The organism is Solimicrobium silvestre (assembly GCF_002976435.1).
Lineage (GTDB): Bacteria > Pseudomonadota > Gammaproteobacteria > Burkholderiales > Burkholderiaceae_D > Solimicrobium > Solimicrobium silvestre.
Window position 1 is genome coordinate 226,358 of record NZ_PUGF01000005.1, and the last position, 23,771, is coordinate 250,128.

Annotated in this window: 17 protein-coding genes; all 17 read left to right on the forward strand. The window is 50.5% G+C overall.

Going from position 1 to position 23,771, the window contains the following annotated elements; genetic code table 11:
* The first annotated feature begins 3 nt into the window (after positions 1–3).
* Positions 4–1,482, forward strand: coding sequence for a flagellar basal-body MS-ring/collar protein FliF (gene fliF, locus S2091_RS07550; RefSeq protein WP_105531184.1), 1,479 nt, complete (start codon positions 4–6; stop codon positions 1,480–1,482).
* Positions 1,479–2,027, forward strand: a complete 549-nt coding sequence (locus tag S2091_RS07555) for a hypothetical protein (RefSeq protein ID WP_105531185.1) — start codon at positions 1,479–1,481, stop codon at positions 2,025–2,027. The genes fliF and S2091_RS07555 overlap by 4 nt, the downstream gene beginning before the upstream one ends.
* Entirely contained in the window at positions 2,018–2,740 is a 723-nt protein-coding gene (locus S2091_RS07560) for a FliH/SctL family protein (protein ID WP_105531186.1), read from the forward strand. The genes S2091_RS07555 and S2091_RS07560 overlap by 10 nt, the downstream gene beginning before the upstream one ends.
* On the forward strand, positions 2,740–4,095 hold the full coding sequence (locus tag S2091_RS07565; protein WP_105531187.1) for a FliI/YscN family ATPase: 1,356 nt from the start codon (positions 2,740–2,742) through the stop codon (positions 4,093–4,095). The genes S2091_RS07560 and S2091_RS07565 overlap by 1 nt, the downstream gene beginning before the upstream one ends.
* The gene (locus S2091_RS07570; RefSeq protein ID WP_105531188.1) at positions 4,085–4,552 is read left to right on the forward strand and encodes a hypothetical protein; all 468 of its coding nucleotides are present in this window, start codon (positions 4,085–4,087) and stop codon (positions 4,550–4,552) included. The genes S2091_RS07565 and S2091_RS07570 overlap by 11 nt, the downstream gene beginning before the upstream one ends.
* Positions 4,549–5,493, forward strand: coding sequence for a hypothetical protein (locus tag S2091_RS07575; RefSeq protein ID WP_105531189.1), 945 nt, complete (start codon positions 4,549–4,551; stop codon positions 5,491–5,493). Before S2091_RS07570 ends, S2091_RS07575 begins: the two co-directional genes overlap by 4 nt.
* A gap of 4 nt (positions 5,494–5,497) precedes the next feature.
* Positions 5,498–5,911 (forward strand): flagellar hook assembly protein FlgD, encoded by a 414-nt coding sequence (locus S2091_RS07580; protein WP_105531190.1) that lies wholly within the window; start codon positions 5,498–5,500, stop codon positions 5,909–5,911.
* A gap of 18 nt (positions 5,912–5,929) precedes the next feature.
* Positions 5,930–7,123 (forward strand): flagellar hook-basal body complex protein, encoded by a 1,194-nt coding sequence (locus S2091_RS07585; protein WP_105531191.1) that lies wholly within the window; start codon positions 5,930–5,932, stop codon positions 7,121–7,123.
* Positions 7,124–7,125: 2 nt separating this feature from the next.
* Complete coding sequence (locus S2091_RS07590; protein ID WP_105531192.1) at positions 7,126–7,914, forward strand: FliM/FliN family flagellar motor switch protein; 789 nt, start codon at positions 7,126–7,128, stop codon at positions 7,912–7,914.
* 11 nt (positions 7,915–7,925) lie between these two features.
* Positions 7,926–8,264 (forward strand): FliM/FliN family flagellar motor switch protein, encoded by a 339-nt coding sequence (locus S2091_RS07595; protein WP_105531193.1) that lies wholly within the window; start codon positions 7,926–7,928, stop codon positions 8,262–8,264.
* An 8-nt stretch (positions 8,265–8,272) separates the two neighbouring features.
* A complete protein-coding gene (locus tag S2091_RS07600; protein WP_105531194.1) occupies positions 8,273–8,722 on the forward strand; it encodes a flagellar biosynthetic protein FliO in 450 nt (149 codons plus the stop codon).
* Positions 8,715–9,491 carry a flagellar type III secretion system pore protein FliP gene (gene fliP / locus S2091_RS07605; RefSeq protein WP_243405344.1) on the forward strand — a complete coding sequence of 259 codons (777 nt, stop codon included), beginning with the start codon at positions 8,715–8,717 and terminating at the stop codon, positions 9,489–9,491. Before S2091_RS07600 ends, fliP begins: the two co-directional genes overlap by 8 nt.
* Before the next feature lie 6 nt (positions 9,492–9,497).
* A complete protein-coding gene (locus S2091_RS07610) occupies positions 9,498–10,253 on the forward strand; it encodes a sigma-70 family RNA polymerase sigma factor (RefSeq protein WP_105531195.1) in 756 nt (251 codons plus the stop codon).
* Between the two features lie 42 nt (positions 10,254–10,295).
* Entirely contained in the window at positions 10,296–10,904 is a 609-nt protein-coding gene (locus S2091_RS07615) for a tetratricopeptide repeat protein (RefSeq protein WP_105531196.1), read from the forward strand.
* An 18-nt stretch (positions 10,905–10,922) separates the two neighbouring features.
* Positions 10,923–11,348 (forward strand): hypothetical protein, encoded by a 426-nt coding sequence (locus tag S2091_RS07620; protein WP_105531197.1) that lies wholly within the window; start codon positions 10,923–10,925, stop codon positions 11,346–11,348.
* Between the two features lie 56 nt (positions 11,349–11,404).
* Positions 11,405–12,571 (forward strand): tetratricopeptide repeat protein, encoded by a 1,167-nt coding sequence (locus S2091_RS07625; protein ID WP_112886595.1) that lies wholly within the window; start codon positions 11,405–11,407, stop codon positions 12,569–12,571.
* Positions 12,572–13,114: 543 nt separating this feature from the next.
* Positions 13,115–23,771 (forward strand): RHS repeat domain-containing protein (locus S2091_RS07635; RefSeq protein WP_133166876.1); only part of this gene is annotated, 10,657 nt, incomplete at its 3' end.

Here is a 23,771-nt window from a genome sequence, read left to right on the forward strand (position 1 = left end):
CGCATGACCATTTTCAAACAAATTTGGGAACGACTCGACCAGGCTGCGCGTATTGGCCTCGTGTTGTGTCTGTTCGTTTTAGCTGGCGCAATGATTGGCCTGTCTTTCTGGTTTTTAAAGCCGGATTATCAAGTTCTGTTCAGCGACCTTGCACCGGCAGATGCTGCTGCAATGACGACAGAACTTGATCACATGAAAATTCCTTACCATCTCGACGGTGGCGGCAACACCATTCTCGTTCTGGCTGACGAAGTTTATAAAACCCGCCTCAAGTTGGTTGGTCGCGATTTGCCGTTACATGGAACGATCGGTTTTGAGCTGTTCAATAATGCCGATATCGGTATGACGGAATTCGCGCAAAAAGTGAATTACCAGCGCGCACTGCAAGGCGAACTTACCCGTACCATCCTCTCTTATGAGGAAATACAGGCGGCGCGTGTTCATCTGGCTCTTCCTGAACAGACCTTGTTCAAGAAAACCACTGCGCAAGCCAAAGCATCCGTATCGCTGACGCTTAAACCGGGCAAAACCTTGCAGCCGCATGAAGTACAAGGTATTCAACGGCTTGTTGCGGCATCGGTTCCTGATATTCAGGAGCAAGATGTCACCGTGATTGATCAACATGGCGTAGCACTTACCCGCCCTGCCAGCAGCGATAGTGAAAACACTGAATCCGGTGCCTCGAACCTTGACAGCAAAGAAGCCATTGAACGCTACTTTACTCACAAAGTAAGCGATGTACTCGACCGTACATTCGGTGCCGGACAAAGTATTGCCAGCGTCGATGTGGTGCTGAATCATGATGCGGTGAAAACCACAACTGAAAATGTTTTAGGTTCTGACGATGCGACACCAACCGGTGTGATTGTGCATGAACATCAAACAGGACAGGGATCTCCCCCAGACACACAACAGGGCACTATTCAAGCTGGTGGCCCGACGCATCCAAACCCAGCGACAAGTACCAATCGCGATGTAGATTACCAGGTTGGTCGGCGGGTAGAACAAGTGGTAACTGGACCCGGCACCATTGATAAAATTAACGTTGCAGTCGTTGTTCGTCAGCCCTTGGACGCAAGTCAAATCGATCGGATTAGCGACATTATCGCTAAGGCGGTAGGTATCGATAAAGCACGTGGCGATGGTATTGCCGTGTATACGATTACGCAATTTGGAACAGGCCAAAATACGCTTGCGCCGACGAGCGCAGAGCAACCAGCAACTGCCGCACCGGTGACAGCTTCTATAGATAGCGTGCCGGAAACGCACAGCTCGGCGCGCACTGCGCCAACAACCGTAACAATTGTGCTGGTGTCATTGATCGTGCCGATTGTGCTGATCGCGTTGGGCATATTGCTACGGAGCGGTAAGCCGGGACAAGCACAACCTACGCCATTGACGCATCAAGAAAGAGAAGAATTACTCGCTCGTGTACGGCATTGGCTTGATGCAAAATCCGGCAAGCATGGAGACATTGCATGAGTGACGCCTATCGTCAATCAGCACTGCTGCTGCACGGCATAAATAAGGTTGATCGCCAATGGATATTGGCGCAACTGGCCGAAGAGCAGCATGTGCAGTTAAGCACGCATTTGGAAGAGTTAACTCAAATGGGGATGCTTGCGAATCGCTCCCTGGTGGAAGGTCTGTTGTCACGTGCTGCTGGAAAATCAGACGCGCCAGCTACATCGACTGAACAGCCGGGTTATGCATTACGCAGTGCGCACGCTGATGTTGTATTACACCTGCTGAACAAGGAGCCAACCTGGTTGATTGCTGCCGTGTTAAGCATCGAAGCCTGGCCTTGGCGCGAAGCGATCTACATTGGACTTGATGCCAGCAAACGTGATCGGGTCAAGCATGCGCTGAGAGAGACATTGCCCAAAAAACTGGGATTGGCACTGATAACCCAATTGGAAGAACGCCTGCCCTATGCCGTGCTCGAACTACAAAGTCGTCCTGTCGAATTGACTGGATTCGCTCGCTTTGGACAACAGATCAGCCGAAAGATGCGTACATGGATATGATCCTCCGAGTGCCGGTTATTGCCAGCGAAAAGCGCGTTTTGCGCGGTTCGTTTCACAAAGCATACGGGGTGAACTCATCGCTGCCGAATGAACTATCAACAGGCCAGCAAGAAAACGCGCCGCAGTCGTTGCGTGAAGCGCCTGATAGTGCGGCGCTGATTGCGCAGGAAGAGCAGTTGGCAGAGCGGTTGCGCGAAGCGGATGAAACAGGCAAGCGAGCATATGAGGAAGGCTACGAAGCAGGTTTACGCAATGGCGAAACGGATGGTCGTGAAGTCTATACATCGGGGCTGCGTCAGCTGGAAGAATTAACGCAAAATATGAATGACACGGTGCAACGCAGCCTAGACGAATCAGAAGACATGATGGTTTCGATTGTCTTTGAATCGGTTTGCAAAATCATCGGCGATACATTAACCACTCGTGAAGGTGTTGTTGCCGTGGTAGAAGAGGCACTTGCGCGCATTCGCGGTAAGTCCTCAGTGATTATTCGGGTTAATCCGCTGGATCTTGAGTTGATAGAAGAAAGCGCCGCATTTGGTGTTGCCTCCGAGGCGGATTGGCGTGCCGACGAAGGCGTCGCTATGGGTGGCTGCATGATCGAATCGGAATACGGCACGCTGGATGCGCGTATCGATACACAGTTGAACCAGCTCAAGCGTGTGTTGTTGTCAGCACGTCACAAGCCTGTCGATACTCAGAGGGACGACTAATGGAGCATTCTCTCCAGCACTATCGCGACGCCATCCATAAAGCTGAGTTCGTACGTCGAATCGGCCATGTTCGCCGCTTAGCAGGGCTCAGTATCGAATCATCCGGACCGGACGTTCAGGTCGGTGAAATATGCGAGATTGCGCTTCGCACCGGCAAGCGCGTGTTGCGAGCCGAGGCGGTTGGACTCAAAGATGACCGCGTCGTACTCATGCCTTACGGCAGTGTTCACGGCATTGGCGCAGGCAGCACCGTCATCGCTACCGGACAGATGCCGCAAGTGGCTGTTGGCACAGAATTACTAGGACGCGTAATTGACGCGTTCGGCGATCCGCTGGACAACAAACGCGCTCCGCGTACGACGGGTTTTAGACCGCTCAAGTCCGTACCACTTAACCCAATGTCACGACCACGCGTCGACACGATCCTGGAAACTGGCGTACGCAGCATCGACACGATGCTGACGATCGGACGTGGTCAGCGGGTGGGTATTTTTTCAGGTAGTGGCGTCGGTAAAAGTACGTTGCTCGGGATGATAGCGCGCCACGTACAGGCAGACGTTAACGTCATTGCGTTGATCGGTGAACGTGGTCGTGAAGTGAAAGACTTTATTGAAAAACATCTGGGCGAAGAAGGCTTGAAACGCTCGGTCGTTGTTGTGGCAACCTCAGATCAACCCGCTTTGGCTCGCGCTCGCGCAGCCTACGCGGCCACGGCTATCGCTGAATATTTCCGTGATGCTGGTCAGCATGTGGTGCTGACGATGGATTCTGTCACACGGTTTGCGATGGCCAAACGCGAAATTGGTTTAGCCGTTGGCGAGCCGCCGACCGCGCGCGGCTATACCCCGTCGGTATTCGCCGAATTGCCCGAACTATGTGAACGTTGTGGAACAGCCGAATCCGGCGGCACGATTACCGCTCTTTACACGGTATTAGTGGAAGGTGATGATTTTAACGAACCAATTTCCGACATGCTGCGCGCCACCTTGGATGGGCATATTGTGCTGGCGCGTCGCTTGGCGCAGCAGGGCCATTTTCCCGCGATTGATGTATTGCAAAGCGCCAGTCGTCTTGTCACCGATTTGACGACCGATGAAGAATTGAATTTGATACACACGATGTTCGAAGGTCTTGCTGCGTATGACCAGAATCGCCAGATGATCGCGATGGGTGCGTATCGTAGCGGTAGTAGCCCTGAAATCGATCGCGCCATTCGCCTCAACCCAACACTCACGCGGTTTTTACGACAACCTGAAAGTGAATCTGCCTCGCGTTCGGAAGCATTAGTCGAATTGCGCAAGATTGCGCAATTAGCTGAACAGATTGAGGTAACAGGAGATTCCAATGCAACGTGAGCCACGCGGATTTCAATACGGACTGGAGCCGCTGCGCCGCAAATCCGATTGGGAACTGCAAGAGCTACGACAAACTCTGGCGCGCCTCAACACAGAGATTGCAGCCCAAACACAGACCGTACAACAGTACGAAGACCGGTTGTCAGTGGCAACGAAGGATATTGCCCGGCAACAGGGTAAATCTCAAATTATTCATATTGATAAGCAATTTATCGCCCACACCTACATCGCCCACCAGATGCAGCTGTTGGCACTGGCGCGTAAGGCGTTGACGCAGCTTGAAACAAACCGCGATCAGACAATCCAGAATTTACATCGTTTGCAAAAATTTGCCGATGGACTGGAAGAACATCGGGAAGAAGAAGTGAAAGACTATACGCAGGTACTTGAAAAGGTGAGCATCGCCGAAGCAGACGATGCTTGGTTACGAGGTATACATTGGAAGGCAGCACAATGACGACGGTGAATTCAGCATTAAGGCCTGATCTGGAATTAATTTCATCAAGTAATCGACAAGTTGACGCGGAAAATCAGAAAGACGCATGGTTACGCCAATTGGAACTCAGCCAGATGTCGCTGCTGCAACAGCTAGGCCAGCAAAATTCCGGCTCATCCGGAAATAACAATGGTAGTGCTGTCTCGAAAGATTCGCATGATGGGCAAAGTGAATCACAACCAAACTCTTCTTTTGGTGGTTCATCTGAAACCACTTCGGCGACTCTTTTACCTGTGCACCCAATTCTTAATCAACACAGTACAACCACAGATGAAGCATCCCATTCGCCAACACAGTCGAATCAAACAGTGAAAAGCAACGAAGTATCACATTCGTCGATTCAGACTACGAAGCCGGAACAGGAGACGATAGGTCAAATTACCCAGAATCAGTTGGATGTATCGAATCAGCAGGGTAATTTATCGGCACCGATCATCTCAGAACAATTAGGCAGCACTCTGACTCAACAAATTTCGATTACTACGCCGACCACCGTGAATAACCTCGCCGTAATCGCAATGCGTGTATCGAATGAGTCCACATCAATGGAAAAAGAAGAAGCAAGCGAATCTTCGGAACAGCAAAAAACAGAACCATCGGAAACGCATGATGCGGCATCGAATAACGTTTGGCAAAAACGTCTTATGCACGTCGCGCAAGAAGGAAAAAATGTTAGCGTATCGATTCGCGACAATACGTTGGACGCTCACCAGTCGTCGCAAATTGTTACCAGGCTAGCTGGCGATGCCGCGCAATCCGGTTTGCGTTTACGTAATGCCACCGTCAATGGCAAGACGCTCCTTAAATTACCACGTACAACTACAGCATTGCCCAATTCACCGTCGAATGACGTCGACATCACCACTCATTCGTTCACCTCATCCCTCGAAATTCAGGAGTAATTACATGGCACTTGATCCCGTTACTAATAGCACCGGCAATGCCAATTTACAGGCTGCCGGCATCTCGCAGCAAGATTTTTTGAAGATTTTGCTCACGCAGTTGACTGAACAAGATCCGCTCAAGCCGATGGACAATACACAGTTTGTCGCCCAGCTGGCGCAATTTTCTCAACTTGAGCAAACGCAACAGCTAGCCGATACGGCGACGACCTCGTTAGCGACGCAAACGGCATCGCAGGCAATTGCTTTGTTAGGAAAAACCGTCACCGTTTCATCTACATCAAGCTCCGGATCGAGCACCAGCGGATCAGTGACATCGATCAGTTTCAGTGGCAATGCGCCGACGCTCACTGTAACGCCCACCTCAGGCCAAGCATTGACTGGCGTCGCCTTGAGTCAAATCACGGCAACGCATTAATCGCAAAAGGAAAACATCATGTCATTATCATCGTCCATTGATATCGGTATGAGCGGCCTGTTGGGCTTCTCTCAAGAATTACAAACAATTAGTAACAATGTTGCCAACCTTAACACCCCCGGTTTTAAAGGATCCGACTCGCAATTTTCTGATTTATTTTCTCAGGATAATAGTTTTTCTGGAGGTTCCGGCGATTCTACTGGCGGTGGTATGCAAGTATTACCTGCCGTGATTAATTTCTCTCAGGGGCAAACTACGCAAACGGGTGTAGCAACCAATATGGTCGACAGCGGGAATAGTTTTTTTGTTCTTAAAGATCCAAAAACTGGACAAATTTCCTACACGCAGGACGGCCAATTTCAATTCAACTCAAGTGGCGTATTAGTCGATAGCACTGGTAATTTTGATGTTCAAGCGCTCGATAGCAGTGGTAAGTTGGCCAACCTGACTCAGAGCGGTTTGCAAAACAGTCTGCCAAAAGCTTCGTCGACAATTACCTTGGCTGGCAATTTGTCGACGACAACATCACCCGATGTAGTAAGTTCGATTAACGTGACCGACGCGGCGGGTGGAACACACACGTTGACGGCGACATTTACCAATAGCACCAAGACTCCTGGTACTTGGACAGTAAGTTTGGCGGATGCCAATGGTACTGTTTCAAGCGGCGGTTCATTCGTATTTACTAATGGCACGCTCACCACAACTGGCGGTGCGAATTCGTATGCATTCACCTATTCGCCAGCCGGTGTTCCAGCGATGAATTTAACGTTAACACTCGACCCATCCAGTACCTATTTAGCGTCATCATCAACATTAGGTGTTGAATCAGTGGATGGTTATGCAGCCGGAACGGTGACCAACGCCACGTTCAATCAAAGTGGTACGCTGGTGTTGTCTTACTCGAACGGGCAAACAGTCAACGGTCCTAATGTTGCGCTGGCTAATTTTTCGTCGACAGCTAATTTACAGCATGCCGGCAACAACGCTTTTATCACATCCAATAACGGCGATGCGCAACTTGGCATTGCAGGTAATACGAGTGCCTGGGGCACCATTAATTCTGGCTCAATCCAAGCTTCTAACGTTGATCTGTCGACTGAATTTAGTAACATCATCATCACGCAACGCGGTTACCAAGCAGCATCTGAAATCGTGAGTACCGCAAATCAAATGATGCAAAACGTGCTTGATATGAAAGGACAGGGTTAAGTTTGGCAACTCATACTTTTGCGCTGCTTAAGCAACGCGACATCAATTCTTGCATTGAACGCGCCTGCGATGCGGTGAGCGAATGGGAGAGCGCTTGGTGCCCTTCTTCCGGAATCGAGATTGATTGCAGTGAAACCTGCGACCCATCAGTCATACAACCGGGTGGTCTATGGACTGCACATCGGCTTACACAAGGCTCTCTTGTCTGGTGTTACTGCCCGACCGAATTTGGTAAGCAGGCAGAACGTTTGATTTTCGATTTGAACGATGCATTGCGCAGCACCGACCGGCATCGTGAATCCGCACTTGCCGAAAACGTTGCCAATGAAGCCGTTGATGAACTGGTCGCGCTACTGCTCAATCGCTTAGCAGGGCCAACAACCGCACAACTTGAATTCGGTACAAAGCCTGCTGATTGGCAATTCCGTCGCCACAGCGGCACTGCATTAATCAAGATCACAATAGGCGGGAAGACGCTCTCATTACTCATCCCCTCTGAGCGACTTCCTTCGCACGAAATTGCTCGCAAGTCGCCGCCGCGCGAGGCAGTCACACCGCTGCCCGTTGCATTGAATAAAATCGAAGTTCGCTTGATTGCCGAGCTTGGTGACGTAGAAATGTCGCTGGGCCATTTTGCTTCGCTGCAGCTTGGTGATGTCATCAATTTGTCCATCGGCATTGATCAATCCCTGACGGTTTTTACTGAAAACCGTTGCCCGGTGGGCGTTGCTCATCTGGGTAAACAGGATGGCAATCGTGCCCTCGAAATGTTTAAGATTCCGCATAATTAATAGAGTACCTAATGAAAAATTCCGAAACCGAAATAATCCAACTAAATCCGCAGATGATTGAACTAAGCGAAATTGCGCCACACCACGGTAAAGGGCCAGCGATCATATCAGACAGTTTAGATGCCATCGAGCACGTCAAAGTGCGGCTAGTTGTACAAGTTGGTGAAGCCAGTATTACTGTGGGTGAATTGCATGCGATGAAGGAAGAACATGTGATCAAACTGGAAAGTTTAGCTGATGCGCCCGTTGACATTCTGTTAGAAGGTCGTGTTGTCGCGCGAGGGCAACTTGTCGCCGTGGATGATAATTTCGGTGTGCGCATCACTGAATTACCGAAAGCACGTTTGTGACGATCGTAATGAACAGCTTGAAACGGCGCAGCATTGCCGTGGCCGGACTAGTAGCTGTAATCGGCATGCAGGTTTCGTCAGCTTATGCGAATGCCGTAACGCTACCTGCGAACATTCCATTCAAATCGACTACCGTCGCTGACGATAATCTGGTCTATCGTGCGATTGCGGCCTTTCTTATCGCGGGTGCAGTTGCATTCGGGCTAGCTTGGTGTATCAAGAATTTCATGCCGTCGTTCAATAAAAAGATGAAGCGTGATAAGCAACTGGAGCGCCTGGAAAGCATGCGCTTAAGCACCCGCTCTATGCTGGTACGGGTGCGCTGGGGTGATGAGGAATTATTGGTCGGAGAAAGCGAGCATGGTGTGACTCTGATTGGTAAGCGCCCAATGGAATCTATCATCGCAGCAGAAGCCACATTACCGGAAACAACAAAAGTAAAGGGAAGCCATGAGTAAGCGTACGATATTGGCGATTGCAGTCGGTTTTTTACTTGCCATGCTCGGTATGCAATTGCACCCTTGCTTTGCCGCACCCAACACGTTTGCCGCCCTGCCAGGCATTGATGTGCATGTAATTTCACATGGAGCAAAGAACGAAGAAGTATCGTCAGCATTGAAGATTTTGCTGGGGATGACCATCCTCACTTTAGCGCCGGCTATTCTTGTTTCAATGACGTCGTTCATCCGTATTACCATCGTGCTGTCGATGTTGCGCCATGCATTCGGCATGCAAGAAACGCCGCCCAATACGGTATTGGTCAGTCTTGCGCTATTCCTTACCCTGTTCACCATGATGCCGGTTATCAACCAAGTAAACGACCAGGCATTCGAGCCATTCATGAATGGAAAAATTGAGGCTGGCCCGGCGTTTCAGCTCGGCTTGAAACCTGTGCGTGAATTCATGATTCGGCAAACGCGGGAGCAGGATTTATCGCTGATGGTGGAACTAGCTAAACAGCCTGAACCGAAAACGATGGACGACATTCCGACCGTCGAGTTGATTCCAGCCTATATGCTGTCCGAACTACGCTCAGCTTTTCAAATAGGATTTGTGATCTTCCTGCCCTTCCTGCTGATTGACTTATTAACGTCGACGATTTTAATGTCCTTAGGGATGATGATGGTGCCACCTGTAACGATTTCGCTACCGGTGAAGGTATTAATGTTCGTGCTGATTGATGGCTGGAATCTCGTAGTAAAAGCATTGGTCGGAACCTTCCAATAGACACCTGTGACCAACCTTTCAACCTTTACGCCAGATAAATACGTGCATACCAGTGAGGTTGCTGCGCTATGGCATGACTGGCATGAAAATAAAGGCCGGGAGGTGCGCGATCGGATTATCGAGCATTACCTGCCCTTTACCAGAATGATGGCCGCCAAGCTTTATAGTAAGCGGCATAGCGAAGAGTTCGAGTTTGATGATTACCTGCAGTTCGCTACGATTGGGCTGATGGAGTCCATTGATCGCTACGAATCCAACTCCTTGGCGCAGTTCACCACCTATGCCGCTAAGCGCATCAATGGCGCAGTACTGGATGGGGTCGAACAATTGAGTGAACGGCAACAACAAATAAGTACCCACCAGCGACGCCTAAAGGAGCGAAGCAAGTTGGCCGGCGATGCTCTTAAAACCGGCACTGGCACTCTGTTCGACCAACTTGCCGAGATCGCTGTCGGTCTCGCGCTGGGCCATCTTCTTGACGATACCAGGCTCTATTTTGACGACGAAACGATAGAGCCTTACAATCAATATCGCGGCGTCGAATTGCGGCAGTTACAAAACCGATTGCAGATACTGGTGGAACAACTGCCAGAACGAGAGCGTTTGCTGATCAAATACACGTATTTTAATCACATGACATTTGATGCCGTGGCACAGCAATGGGGTTTAACTCGAAGTAGAATTGCCCAGCTTCACCGTAGTGCGCTAGACCGTTTACGCAAATCGGCTCTTGATCTAAAACAATATGATATTACTTGCTAGATATTCTAAACAACGGCGTCGTTTTTCGACTGAAATAGCGTTATGACCAAACCAACAAATTCTAAGAAATCGATAGCGGCGGTAGATACCGAGGTTGGCGCATTATTTGAGCAAGCCCTCGCTGCCAGTCTGCAACATCAATCCGAAATCGCCGTCAATATTCTGAACGAACTATTACACCGTGACCCTTACCATGCGCGTGCGCGGCACTTGTTAGGTGCCGAATATGCGCAAGCAGGCAACATTGATAATGCCTTGCTTGAATTATTCACTGCGCTGGAGTTGAATCCGGCTATGCCGTTGGCGCGTTTCCAACTCGGCCTTTTGCTGTTGACCTGTGCCCGTGTGGATGATGCGGTGAACGTTTGGATGCCACTTGATCAACTCGGAAACGAACACGTTCTCAATCGTTTCCGGGTAGGTATGCTGCAGATGGTTCAAGGAAATTTTGAGCACGCCCGTCAACTACTTGCTACAGCGATGGCTGAAAACACCGAGCTGCCCGAGCTGAACAAAGAAATGGCCATTGTCATTGAAACTATCTTTGCTGCGGCCAATCGTGACTCACCATTGGTAGATGCAGCCGAAGAAGATCCGAATGCTCAGCACATTCTGGTTTCTTCTTATTTGCAATCGCCCGTCTTTCACTAACGCTGATATAGAAGAGTTATGGCCATTTCCCCTCTCAGTGTCCAACAGATCGTTGCTGTCATTCGCCAGCAGATGACTGATCCAATTCGCACAATGAGCACCTCAGTACCAATGAGTGCTCCAGGTGTCGTGCGTAAAGGTGCAGGAACCCGTTCCCAGACAACAAAAGTGAAACAAGGCGGACTGAGTAAAATGATTGGGCATCGGGTCAACGCACTTCAGGTGACAGACCCGGAACGCGGACGCAAGGCCTTTCGTATTTTTTTGGAATCGGTACTCATTAATGAATTAGGCGAAGATTTAATCAACGACCCTAGCTTTTATCAGATGGTGGACGATATCCAGGTGCAGATGGAAAGTAATCCCGATATCGCAAAAGCCATGCGAGAAGCCACAGACCAATTATTGAGCGGTGTAGACCCTCTCAAGAATGCCCCAAAATAGGCTGGACCAGTTCAACGCCATTGACCAGCAAGCCCCATATAAAAGTAGACAAATTCATGAATTCAACACCAAACACAGCCAACCCAAGCTCGGCGTTAACGCGCATGCTCGGTTATCTTGAGCAAGACCCACAAAACGAACCGCTAACTTTTGATACCATCGATCTCTGTCTGGCAGAAAACAATCTCGACCTTACAGACCGCTTGCTCCTAAATGCCGCTAAAAATTGGCCGGAGGCGCTGGGTGTATTGAATCGCAAGGCAATAGTTGCACTACGCCGCAATACCCCTCACGTAGCCATCATCGAGTTGGAAAAGATTATGGCTAGCGGCAAGGCAGACGCTGCAATTCGCTACAACCTTGCCTATGCCAACTACCTGATCGGCAACTATGCCCGCACGTGTGAAGTGATTAAGCCAGCGCTTGATGATGCGGATCGGATCCCAGGTTTGGATTCAATTTATGTACTTAGTTTGCATCAGAGAGGTGAAATTGATACTGCCATTGCCTACGCGGAAAAGCGTCTCAAAACAAAGCCGACCGATACCGAATTACAAGGCGTACTTGCTCTGCTGTACCTCGATGCGGAGAAAGATATTGACACTTGTCGTCAGTACACTTACGCCGCGTTGCGCTCCAATCCGAATCACCCGATGGCGCTAGTCACTGCTAGTGCGTTGTCGATGATGGATGAAAAACCCGCTGCCGCAGTGGAATTCGCCCAGAAAATTATCAGCCGCAATCCGAGCGATGGTCGTGCATGGTCATCGATTGGCGTCGCCCAGATGTATTTGCTTGACTTACCGGCTGCACAAACAGCCTTGAAAAATGCCGTACAACATATGTCTAATCATATAGGCACCTGGCATGGGCTAGCCTGGACGCAGCTATTGCAAAACGACATTGATGGCGCTGAAGCTAGCTATAACCAAGCTATTGAACTTGACCGTACTTTCGGTGAATCGCAAGCTGGCCTCGCCATTATTGCGCAATTGCGTGGCGATAAAATCAAGGCCAAAAGGTTAATGGATCGCGCCAAACGCCTTGCTCCATCTGCCATGACATTGCATTACCTGAAGTTGTTACAGTTGGAGGAAAGTGGCGATCATTCAACGGCCCAGAGCTACTTGCAAGATGTTCTTAAACGAACTCCGTCATTTATGGGGGATTCAGTTTTAGATATGGTTCGGCGCATGGGGCGGAGCAATATTAAAACTGATTAAGGGAAAATTGAATCGTTGCCGTTGCTGATGTGGCTGCGCACCGTCAAAAGACCATCTGGTTCACATCAAAAATAAGCAATTTTTTGGTTAAATTGAAGTCCGCTCAAGCCATGTGCATATTGAACTACTCCCCGCTTGTAAGGAGTTGTTCAATATGATTTGATAATACCTGTGCAATTTCCATGGTTGATAAATAGAAAATAATCGTTGGCTATTTACTTGATCACTATTCTCACGTGTCGATCGTGCGCGTGCTTACACAAAAAATATTTGTTTTTACCCCTAAACAAATTTCCAATACCTCAGATATATTGACACTGCCGATTGTTCGAACGGTTGGCTTTTTTAAATTTATCATTTTACTAAATCTAAAAATTGTTTCGCGTTGCGCTTCACAGTCAACGCTTCCCTGTGCCTCGTCAAGAGAGGCGGAAGTTAAGCGAATCCCGGCAGTCAAATTTCAGGATCTGCGTGCCTTTTGGCCACGCAGGCCAATTGTTTTGTTAAAAAAAATTAATAAGTCTATTTAAAAGGTTTTTGGTTATGGTCGCGATCGTCAATGGAAATGAACTCGGAATTGCAGCAGGTGTACTTGGTCAAACAGTAGGGCAAACGCAATATGGTCAGCAACCAACTGGTGTGTATGTTAATGCCGCGACCGGCAACTTGGTAGTTCAGAACAATGACGTGAATTTAACCGGTGTCGGTTCGGATCTGACCGTTACGCAAACTTATAACAGTGACGGTAGTCAGCTCGGCGCGCAAGGCTGGCTCATCGGTACCGGAAAACAGATCACGTTAACTAGCGGAACGTTAGATCAGGCAGGAAGTACCATAGTTCATACCTTGCAAGATGGCAGTATGGTCGTCTACCAATATAACGCAGCCCAAGGTGACTACGTTAGTGACGATGCCAGCGCAGAAAATGGCCTGATATCGGCCACGGCAACCGGCTGGACCTACGTTGATTCGTCAACGCAAGTGACTGAAACATATGACCAATCGGGTCGTATGGTGACGTCAAGTGACGCAAGCGGAAATACGACGAGTTACACCTATGAGGGAACCAGTAATCAACTTGCGAGCATTGTGGATGCATCCGGTGAATCGGTGCAGTTTGGTTACAACGCACAAGGCCAATTAACCAGTTTGTCCGAAGTAGTGGTGGGCGGCACGAATCAAACCTTAGTGAATTATGCCTATGACAGTTTAGGTCGGTTGAGCCAAATATCTGTCATGCCGAATCAAACCGGCGGCACGAATTATGTCACGACCTACGGCTATCTTGGCACTGGCGATCAGCTAACTTCTTTGCAGCAAAGTGATGGAACACAGCTGAGCTTTACTTATACGCAGACCACATCAGGTACCTGGTATATCAGTCAGATTAAAGACGGTGCTGGCAATATAACCCAGATCAGCCAAGCCCCAGGCGGGTCGATTAATCAGTACGTAACAGCGCCGGTTAGCAGCAATGCCTCGCTCACGCAGCAAAGTACGCAAAATTATTACACAGTTCAAGCTGGCGACGATTGGCAGACCATCGCGCAAACGTTGTACGGCAGTGCGCAAGCGGCAAGCGCCTTGCAGCAAGCGATGGGCTCCGTTAATCTCGTCGCGGGCATGCTGATGACCGTGCCAAGCAGCCTTCAGTATGTCGCTGTCGTCGGACAAAGCGGCAGCACCGTTATCACCGGCCCGGACGGCAATAGCACCACTTACGCTTACGATGGCGTCGGTCACGTCACGTCGGTTGCGCAAACAGTCGGCATTGCCGGCGTTAATCAGCAGGTGGTACAAAGCCACTACCAGTACAGCAGCAATGGCCAATTACTATCGCAAACCAATCCCGACGGCGCAACGACGACCTACAGTTACGATGCCCAAGGCAATCTCGCCACAGAGACTGACCCGGAAGGCAATGAGACCACCTATCGCTACAACAGCACCGGTCAAGTTGTCGCCAGTACCACCTACCAGTTTGCCGTTGTCTCCAATGAGAACGCATCCCAGGCAGGAATCGCCGCAACCCGGCGCACTATCTACAATGCCCAAGGTAATTTACTCTATACCATTGGCGCCACCGGCGACGTGGTGGCCTATACCTACAACGCCAGCGGCGAACGTATTGCTGAGATTGACTATCAGGGAGCCAGCTACACTATCAGCGGCCTAACGCCCAATCAAGACATCAGCGTATCGGCCATCGAAACATGGCAGGCTACCCAAGATCCCACCCAGACCCAACTGACGCACTACAGCTACGATTTCCGAGGCAACCTGAGCAGCGTCACCACCTACGCCAGTGTGGACAGCAACGGCAATGGCGTCGGCGCCAGCACCACGCACTACGTTTACGCCGCCAATGGCCAATTGCTGCAAAGTATTAACGCCAACGGCGGGCAATCGCACTATACCTACGACGCACTCGGTCAACTGGTGAGCAGCACCAATGCGCTCGGCGTAGTCAGCACCGTGCAATATAACGACGCCGCTAATTCAGTCACCACGACGTTGTCGACAGGCCTGGTCACCACACAACTACGTGACGCCGACGGCAACATCATCGAAACCAGCACCACCAGCACCACCGCCGGTGCCGCACTCAGCACCACCTCAAACTACTACGATGCCGATGGACGCCTGCGCGCCAGTACCGACGCCACCGGCGTCACCACCTGGTATTTCTACGACGCGCTGGGCCGCGAAGATGCCAAGGTCGACGGCAACGGCGATGTCACGCAATACGTCTACGATGCCGCTGGTTTGCAGGTCGAAACTATCCACTATGCACAGACCGTGGGTTCGGCCAGTTGGGTCACCCCGCAAGGAACACCCGCCATCGCCCAGTACACCACGCTGGCACAAATTTTACCTGCCTCAACCGCGCAAGACCAACACCAATGGAACGTCTATAACACCGACGGCTTGCTCGCCTATACTGTAGATGGCGCAGGCGATGTCACTGGCTACCAATACGATAGCAACGGCCGACAGACTGCACAGATCGCCTATGCCAACCCGCTCAATATCAGCACACTTATAACTAACACCAGCACCGGCCAAGCACTGACTGCAACAGAAATTAATGTCACCCCTTCAATCAACGATCGCATTACACGGACGATGTATGATGCGGCAGGTAAACTGATTGCCAAAGCCGATCCAAACGGCGCTGTCACCAGTTACAGCTACGACGATGCCGGAAACCTGACGTCGCAAACAACGTACGCCACTACCGTGACGCCATCGCAACTGGCCGACCCACAACTGTGGGACGGTAACACCCCACTAGCCCAATTACTGCCAGCAGCGAGTGCAGCAGATCGCACTACTCTTTATTTTTACAACGCCAGCGGACAGCAGGTCGGCAATATCAACTCCGATGACTACCTGACGACCACAACCTATGACGCTGACGGCAACGTTGCCAGCATCACGTTACATGCGCAAGCAGTCAGCTACACAACAGGTGAAACACTGGCACAGATAAGCCCCGCAAGTTTGCCGGGCGATGCCACCACGACCTATCAATACAACACCGATAATCTGCTCGAATCAGAAACCAGTGCACAAGGTGTGGTCACCACCTACAGCTACGATACCAACGGCAATCTGCTGCAAACTTCAGTAGATGCAGGTCAGGCCGATGTCCGTAGCGACACCAAACAATATAACGTCCAAGGTGAATTAGTCGCTGAATTGGACGGTGTAGGCAGTGCCGCCTTAGCCGCCGCAACCACCCCGACCGACGTAGCACAAGTGTGGGCCAGTTATGCAACCCATTACACTTACGACGCAGCGGGTCGCCAGATCACATCGACGAATGCCGAAGGTAACACCACCTATTATTACTACGACGGCGCAGGACACAACGTGTATACCGTCAACCCTGACGGCGACATAACACACAACAATTACAACGGCATCGGTCAGTTAACGAGCACAGTCCACTTGGCAACGCAGATTGCAACAACCAATCTTGCAGGCGGCATTGTCACCTCAGCCCTGACTAACCAGATCGCGACTATTGCCAATGCATTAGCAGACCGTACGGTGAGTTACACCTATGACGGAGCAGGACGATTGCTCTCAACGACCGACGCTCTTGGATATACCACCACGCAAAATTACGATGCGTTTGGCAATGTTATTGAAGTTCAGCAGCAGTTAAGTGCAAGTCAAACTACCGTTGTGCAAACGAGCTACGACGTTGATGGCAATAAAGTTCAAACTATTGAAGACCCAAGCGGTATCGATACATTAACAACAGCGAGCTTCAATACCTTTGATGAACAAATGACGTCGACGGATGCCGACGGTCATACCACGACCTATGTACGGAACAACCTCGGTCAGATTACAGAAAAAATTGACGCGACTGGCGCAAAATCGTTCTACAGCTACGATGCGCAAGGAAGAGTACTAAGCACAACAAATGCAGATGGAAATACCACCACCTATCAGTATGATGATGCAACGCGCACAGGAACCGTCACCCAACCAAGCGGCGCGAACACCATCACCGTAAGCAACGCTTTCGGCGACGTAGTGAGCAGCACCGATGCTAACGGGAACATCATAACCAACACCTATGACCAGGACGGTCATCAACTGAGCAGTGCTGGCGCAACTGGCGGTACAACAACGCAGCAATACAGCGTATTAGGGCAATTAATTGCGAATACGAATGCCGACGGTGTCACGACAACGGATACATATGATGCGGCTGGATTTCTAGCTACGCAAACATTGGGTTCCACAGGCGCAGTCAGTACTACCCAGTATGCGCACAACGCATTTGGTGAAGTAAATGTTGCAACAAATGCCAATGGCAATAACGTGTATACGCAGTACGAAAATAACGGCAATGCCACACAAGTTAATGTAACGACGGGGCAAAGCGCGGATGTTAGTGCAAACATCGTTTCTAGCACCAGCTATCAATACAATGCGATTAGCCAGATAGTGGAACAACAAGACGGTAACGTGGCCGGTTCACAAACTGTAGAAAATAAATATGACGCATTAGGCCGCTTAGTTGCGCAAATTTCTGACCCTGCCGGTCTCGCGTTGACGACCACCTATCATTACGATGCGGCTGGAAACTTGATTGCCAAGACTAATCCAACTGGGGCAACGACAACCTACATCTACGATGCCGATAACCGTCAGACTTACGCGATTGATGCGAACGGTAACGTGAATCAAACTGAGTACGATGCGGCTGGTAATGTTGTTGAGCAGTTGAATTATCAGGAAGCAAATTATGTAGAAACAGTGCAATCAGGGAATGGCTCAGTCAGTGTGTCAGCCGGTACTATTCCACTTGCCAATGCAGCCGACACGCAAACATTAATGAGTGACTTTGCGGGCAACAACATGACTGACATGCTGGAAATCCAGCATGCAGCGGATGGTACGGCGGTCGCTACCGAATGGATCGCGACGCAAAGCGGGTATACCCAGGGACCGTCCACGGTCTTGGGTCAGTGGACTGCGGGTACGCAATACATGTTTGGACAAACAGCTACTGGCACCGGCACTGCGTTGATTGAAATTCAAAATATCAATGGACAGACAGTCGCCACGCGTTGGACAGTCGGCGCAACGGGCTTGACGAAGTCAGATCAAACGACGTTAGGAATCTGGTCAGCGAACAATACCTTTAAATACGGCGATGTAACCGGCACGGGTGCGCTCGATCTGATGCAAGTATCGGTGATGACGGATACGCGGAGTTATTCAGTCACGCGCTGGATTGCCGGTGCAAGTGGCGTTGGCTTTACGCAGGGTGCTAGTTATGCTGGTAGTAACAGTGGGGAGCTATTCGCAAGTTCACCCGTGCAGGTCGAATTCCAGGATATGGGGGGGGCAGGGAAATTATCCTTATTAATTCCATGGACTGATGATGATTCGGAATACAGTTTTTATCAAATTAGTGTGAATAGCGACGGTTCGCTGGCAAACGTAACTAGTGGGTTCAACCGTTCGCTGGTAATCGCTGCTGGCAACGGCACTTTTCCTGCCATTGCCTTTTATGCGCAATTAAGCCTGAAAAATGATCCAAATAATACGGGTGGTAGCGTTGGATTGGTCTATGCGGATAGCGTTGACGGAGTCACTCAATTCGAGTCACTGGTCGCCAGTACCGGCACGACGATTAAGGTATCGTTGGGCACACCTAAGCTAAACCAACAATTCTTCGCCGCTGATGTGGATGGCAATGGCCGCTCTGATCTAGTGCAAATTTGGGAGAATGCGCAAGAGCAAGCGGTGTCGAGCGTTTGGTATTCCAACGTGCAAGGTAGCGGCTATGTGCAAGGTGCTGATACTGTGTTGGGCACATGGCAACCGGGTGCGACGTACCAACTGGCGGATGTTAATGGCGATGGTCGCGCCGACATCGTGGCAAGTTGGACAGCAACCAACGGCAGCACGATGGTTAGCACGTGGTATAGCACCGGAATCGGATTTAGTCAGACAACCAATTGGAGCGCGGACACCCAAACGGTACTGGGCGACTTTACCGGTAACGGCATGACCGACATGTTGGAAATCCAGCATGCGGCAGATGGCACGGCGGTCGCCACCGAATGGATTGCGACGCAAAGCGGGTATATCCAGGGACCGTCAACGGTCTTGGGCTCATGGAGCGCTGGGACACAATATCAGTTCGGTCAAACAGCTGGCGGTGTGACAAACAACGCGCTGGTGTCCATTCAGAATATGGAAGGCAAGACAGTAGTCACACGCTGGACGGTGGGTGCGTCTGGATTGACGCAAGCAGGTCAAACGACGTTGGGAATCTGGTCGGCGAATAATAGCTATCAATATGGTGATGTCACCGGAGCAGGTGAGTTTGATCTGATGGAAGTCATCGTAACGGGCACACACACTGCCACGGTGACGCGCTGGATTGCGAGTGCATCCGGATTCACGCAGGGTGCCAGTCTGCCCATTAATATCACGAATAACTTTAATGTAACGATTAACTCTCCGGACCAAATCGAACTACAGGACGTGACTGGAAAAGGAGTGTTGGCTTTAGTGCTTCCCTTTACCTATTCCTCTTATCATGGTTTTTATCAAGTCAATCTTAATAGTGATGGCTCGCTTGCGCTTGCTAGTAATGGACTTGCCGTGTTGAATTACGCTAATTACAGCAGTACCGTTTATGCGCAATTGAGTTTGAGTAACGATCCGAATAGCCCTGGTGAGGGAATGGGGCTAGTTTATGATAATGGTGCTGGGGCGATGAGTTTCGAGTCGATTACTCCGAGCACGGGTGCATCAAGCACCATATTGCTTGGCGTACCGAAGTTAAACCAGCAATTCTTTGCCGGTGATGTGAGCGGTAGTGGCCGTTCCGATTTAGTGCAACTATGGGAAAATGAGAAGGGCCAAGCGGTCGCCAGCGTCTGGTATTCGAATGCGAATGGAAGTGGTTATACGCAAGGTGCAGATACGGTATTAGGCACCTGGCAGCCAGGTGTTGCGTATCACGTAGTCGATGCCAATGACGATGGTCGGGTAGATATTGAAGCGAACTGGGCTGCCGCTAACGGTAGTCTGGTGGTGAGTACGTGGTACAGCACCGGAAGTGGATTTAGTCAGAGCGGTAATTGGGCCGCGGACACCCAAACGCTGATGAGCGACTTTGCTGGAAACGGTAAAGCAGACATGCTGAAAATCCAGCATGCAGCGGATGGTACGGCGGTAGCTACAGAATGGATCGCGACGCAAAGTGGGTATGCCCAAGGAGCGTCGACAGTATTGGGTCAATGGCAAGCAGAGACGCAATACCAGTTTGGTCAGACGTCCGCAGGTTCAGGAAATGCGCTGATTGAAATTCAAGACGTGAATGGCTACACCACGATAACCCGTTGGACAGTGGGCGCATCAGGCTTGATGCAATCAGACCAAACGACATTAGGAATTTGGTCGGCGAATAATACTTTTAAATACGGCGACGTGACGGGTACGGGTGAACTGGATCTGATGCAAGTGTCGGTGACGGGCGCGGAGAGTTTTAGCGTGACGCGCTGGATTGCCGGAACTAATGGTGTTGGCTTTACGCAGGGTGCGACTATTGTCGGCGGCATCTATTGGCAGCAACTCATTAGTTCACCCGAGCAGATCGAATTCCAGGATGTGGGTGGGATAGGGAAATTATCGTTATTGATTCCTTGGGCCGATACTCCTTCGGAATACGGACTGTCTCAAGTTACTGTGAATAGTGATGGCTCGCTGGCAAACGTCAGTACCGGGCTCACCACTACCCAGAGAGTCAATGCTAACAGCGTCATTTATGCGCAATTAAGTCTGAACAATGACCCGAACAATACGGGTGACGGCGTTGGCTTAGTTTACGCGGATAGCACAGATGGCGTCACTCTATTCCAGTCACTGGTTGCCAGTACCGGCGCGTCGATCAGTATATCGCTGGGCGCACCTAAGCTAAACCAACAATTCTTCGCCGCTGATGTGGATGGCAATGGCCGCTCTGATTTGGTGCAAATTTGGGAGAACGCGCAAGGTCTGGCAGTGTCGAGCGTCTGGTATTCGAATGCGCAAAGTAGTGTCTATACCCAAGGTGCCGATACGGTACTCGGCGCATGGCAAGCAGGTGCGACGTACCAATTGGCGGATGCCAATGGCGATAGCCGTGCCGATATTGTGGCAAGCTGGATCGCCGCCGACGGTAGTACGATGGTGGGTACGTGGTATAGCACCGGAAGTGGATTTAATCAGACAGGCAATTGGAGCGCGGACACCCAAACGGTAATGGGCGATTTTACCGGCAACGGCATGACCGACATGCTGGAAATTCAGCATGCGGCAGATGGCACGGCGGTAGCTACAGAATGGATCGCGACGCAAAGCGGGTATACCCAAGGACCGTCAACGGTCTTGGGGCCATGGACCGCTGGGACCGAATATCAGTTCGGTCAAACAACTGGTGGTGTGGCAAGCAATGCTTTGGTGTCCATTCAGAATATAGAAGGCAAGGCAGTATCCACACGCTGGCTGGTGGGCGCGTCTGGATTGACTAAGTCGGATCAAACAACATTAGGGTTGTGGTCGATTAATAATAGCTTTCAATATGGTGACGTGACCGGCAAGGGTGCATATGACTTAATGGAAGTAGCTGTGACGGGCACACACAGTGCCACGGTGACGCGCTGGATTGCAGGTACATCTGGATTCACGCAGGGTGCCAGTTTACTCATTAACAGTGGGTATATCGGTGTGAACTCTCCAGCCCAAATCGCAATGCAAGACGTCAGTGGAACGGGGAAACTGGCGGTACTGATTCCCTGGTCATATAGCACTGATTTCCATGGTTTTTACCAAGTGAATCTTAATAGTGATGGATCGCTTGCGCTAGCTAGTAGTGGACTGACCGCGGAGAATTACGTTACAAACAGCAGTATCATTTATGCGCAATTAAGTTTAAAAAATGACCTGGATAACTTCGGTGAAGGAATAGGTCTGATTTATGGTAATGGTGCTGGGGCGATGAGTTTTGAATCGATCCTTCCGAGCGCTGGAGCGATGACTTACACATCGGGTGTTTCGAGCAACGCTGTAACGAGCACCACGTCACTGGGCATACCTAAGTTGAATCAGCAATTCTTTGCCAGCGATGTGAACGGTAATTGCCGTTCCGATTTAGTGCAGATTTGGGAGAATGCGCAGGGTCAAGCGGTTGCCAGCGTTTGGTATTCGAAAGCGGATGGAAGTGGTTATACGCAAGGTGCAGATACGGTATTAGGCACATGGCAGGCGAGCGCCATTTATCAAGTTGCGGATGTGAATGGGGATGATCGCGCCGACATTGTGGCGAGCTGGACAACCGCTACCGGTAGTACTGCGGTGAACACGTGGTACAGCACCGGAAGTGGCTTTAGCCAGAGCGGTAATTGGAGCGGGGATACGCAAACGCTGATGAGTGACTTTGCAGGAAATGGCAAAGCAGACATGCTGGAAATTCAGCATGCGGCGAATGGTACTGCGGTAGCAACCGAATGGATTGCGACGCAGAGTGGGTACACCCAAGGACCGTTAACGGTATTAGGACAATGGGTAGCAGGTACGCAATACCAGTTTGGTCAAACGTCAGCCGGAACCGGTAATGCGCTGGTTGCCATTGCTAACGTGAATGGACAAACCGTGGTCACCCGCTGGACGGTGGGCACGACTGGCTTAACGCAAGAAGATCAAACGACATTGGGAGTCTGGTTGGCCAACAATGCCTTTCAATACGGTGATGTGACCGGGACAGGCGAACTGGATCTGATGGAAGTGTCGTCGACAGGGGTAGAGAACGTAACGACGATAGGAACCGATAGTGTGAAGGTGACGCGTTGGATTGCGGGGGCGACTGGTGCCGGATTCACACAGGGTGCCAGCCTTAACCTGACATATCCTTTAGGTGCGGGAGGATTTATTTCCCCAATTGCCTTGCAAGATGTTAGTGGGACGGGAAATCTGTCGGTACTGATACCTTGGACGTATCCGACTAATCTCTACGGTTTTGATCAAGTGAGCGTCAGCAGCACTGGCACGCTGACCTCGGTGAGTAGCGGATTGACTGGAGTGAAATACGGCGCCTCGACCTTTAACACTGTCTATGCGCAATTTAGTTTAAGTAACGATCCCAACAGCACCGGAAAAGGGATGGGCATCGTTTATGCAAATTCGAGCGGAGCGATGAATTTCGAAGCGCTCATACCGAGTACCGGTGCGATGATTACCGTATCACTGGGTGCGTCGCAGTTGAACCAACAATTTATAGTTGGTGATGTGGATGGTAATGGTCGTTCTGATTTAGTGCAGATTTGGGAGAACGCCCAGGGGCAGGCGATCGCCAGCGTGTGGTATTCGAATGCGCAAGGGAGTGCGTATGCCCAGGGTGCCAATACAATTCTGGGTGCATGGCAAGCGGGTGCGTCATATCGGTTGGCAAATGTCAATGGCGATGGTCGTGCCGCGATTGTGGCGACCTCAACAGCCGCTAGTGGTAGCACCGTTGTGAGCACCTGGTATAGCACTGGCACAGGATTTAGCCAGAACGGCAATTGGAGTGCGGACACCCAAACGGTGATGGGTAATTTCACGGGTAATGGCATGACCGACATGCTGGAAATCCAGCATGTCGGCGATGGAACGGCGGTCGCCACAGAATGGATTGCGG

Bases quoted from the DNA above. Each gene is read 5' to 3' on its own strand.
- S2091_RS07555 (WP_105531185.1), top strand. From the start codon at position 1,479: ATGAGTGACGCCTATCGTCAATCAGCACTGCTGCTGCACGGCATAAAT.
- S2091_RS07565 (WP_105531187.1), top strand. From the start codon at position 2,740: ATGGAGCATTCTCTCCAGCACTATCGCGACGCCATCCATAAAGCTGAG.
- S2091_RS07575 (WP_105531189.1), top strand. From the start codon at position 4,549: ATGACGACGGTGAATTCAGCATTAAGGCCTGATCTGGAATTAATTTCA.
- S2091_RS07580 (WP_105531190.1), top strand. From the start codon at position 5,498: ATGGCACTTGATCCCGTTACTAATAGCACCGGCAATGCCAATTTACAG.
- S2091_RS07615 (WP_105531196.1), top strand. From the start codon at position 10,296: ATGACCAAACCAACAAATTCTAAGAAATCGATAGCGGCGGTAGATACC.
- S2091_RS07595 (WP_105531193.1), top strand. From the start codon at position 7,926: ATGAAAAATTCCGAAACCGAAATAATCCAACTAAATCCGCAGATGATT.
- S2091_RS07600 (WP_105531194.1), top strand. From the start codon at position 8,273: ATGAACAGCTTGAAACGGCGCAGCATTGCCGTGGCCGGACTAGTAGCT.
- S2091_RS07625 (WP_112886595.1), top strand. From the start codon at position 11,405: ATGAATTCAACACCAAACACAGCCAACCCAAGCTCGGCGTTAACGCGC.
- S2091_RS07560 (WP_105531186.1), top strand. From the start codon at position 2,018: ATGGATATGATCCTCCGAGTGCCGGTTATTGCCAGCGAAAAGCGCGTT.
- S2091_RS07585 (WP_105531191.1), top strand. From the start codon at position 5,930: ATGTCATTATCATCGTCCATTGATATCGGTATGAGCGGCCTGTTGGGC.
- S2091_RS07620 (WP_105531197.1), top strand. From the start codon at position 10,923: ATGGCCATTTCCCCTCTCAGTGTCCAACAGATCGTTGCTGTCATTCGC.
- fliF (WP_105531184.1), top strand. From the start codon at position 4: ATGACCATTTTCAAACAAATTTGGGAACGACTCGACCAGGCTGCGCGT.
- S2091_RS07570 (WP_105531188.1), top strand. From the start codon at position 4,085: ATGCAACGTGAGCCACGCGGATTTCAATACGGACTGGAGCCGCTGCGC.
- fliP (WP_243405344.1), top strand. From the start codon at position 8,715: ATGAGTAAGCGTACGATATTGGCGATTGCAGTCGGTTTTTTACTTGCC.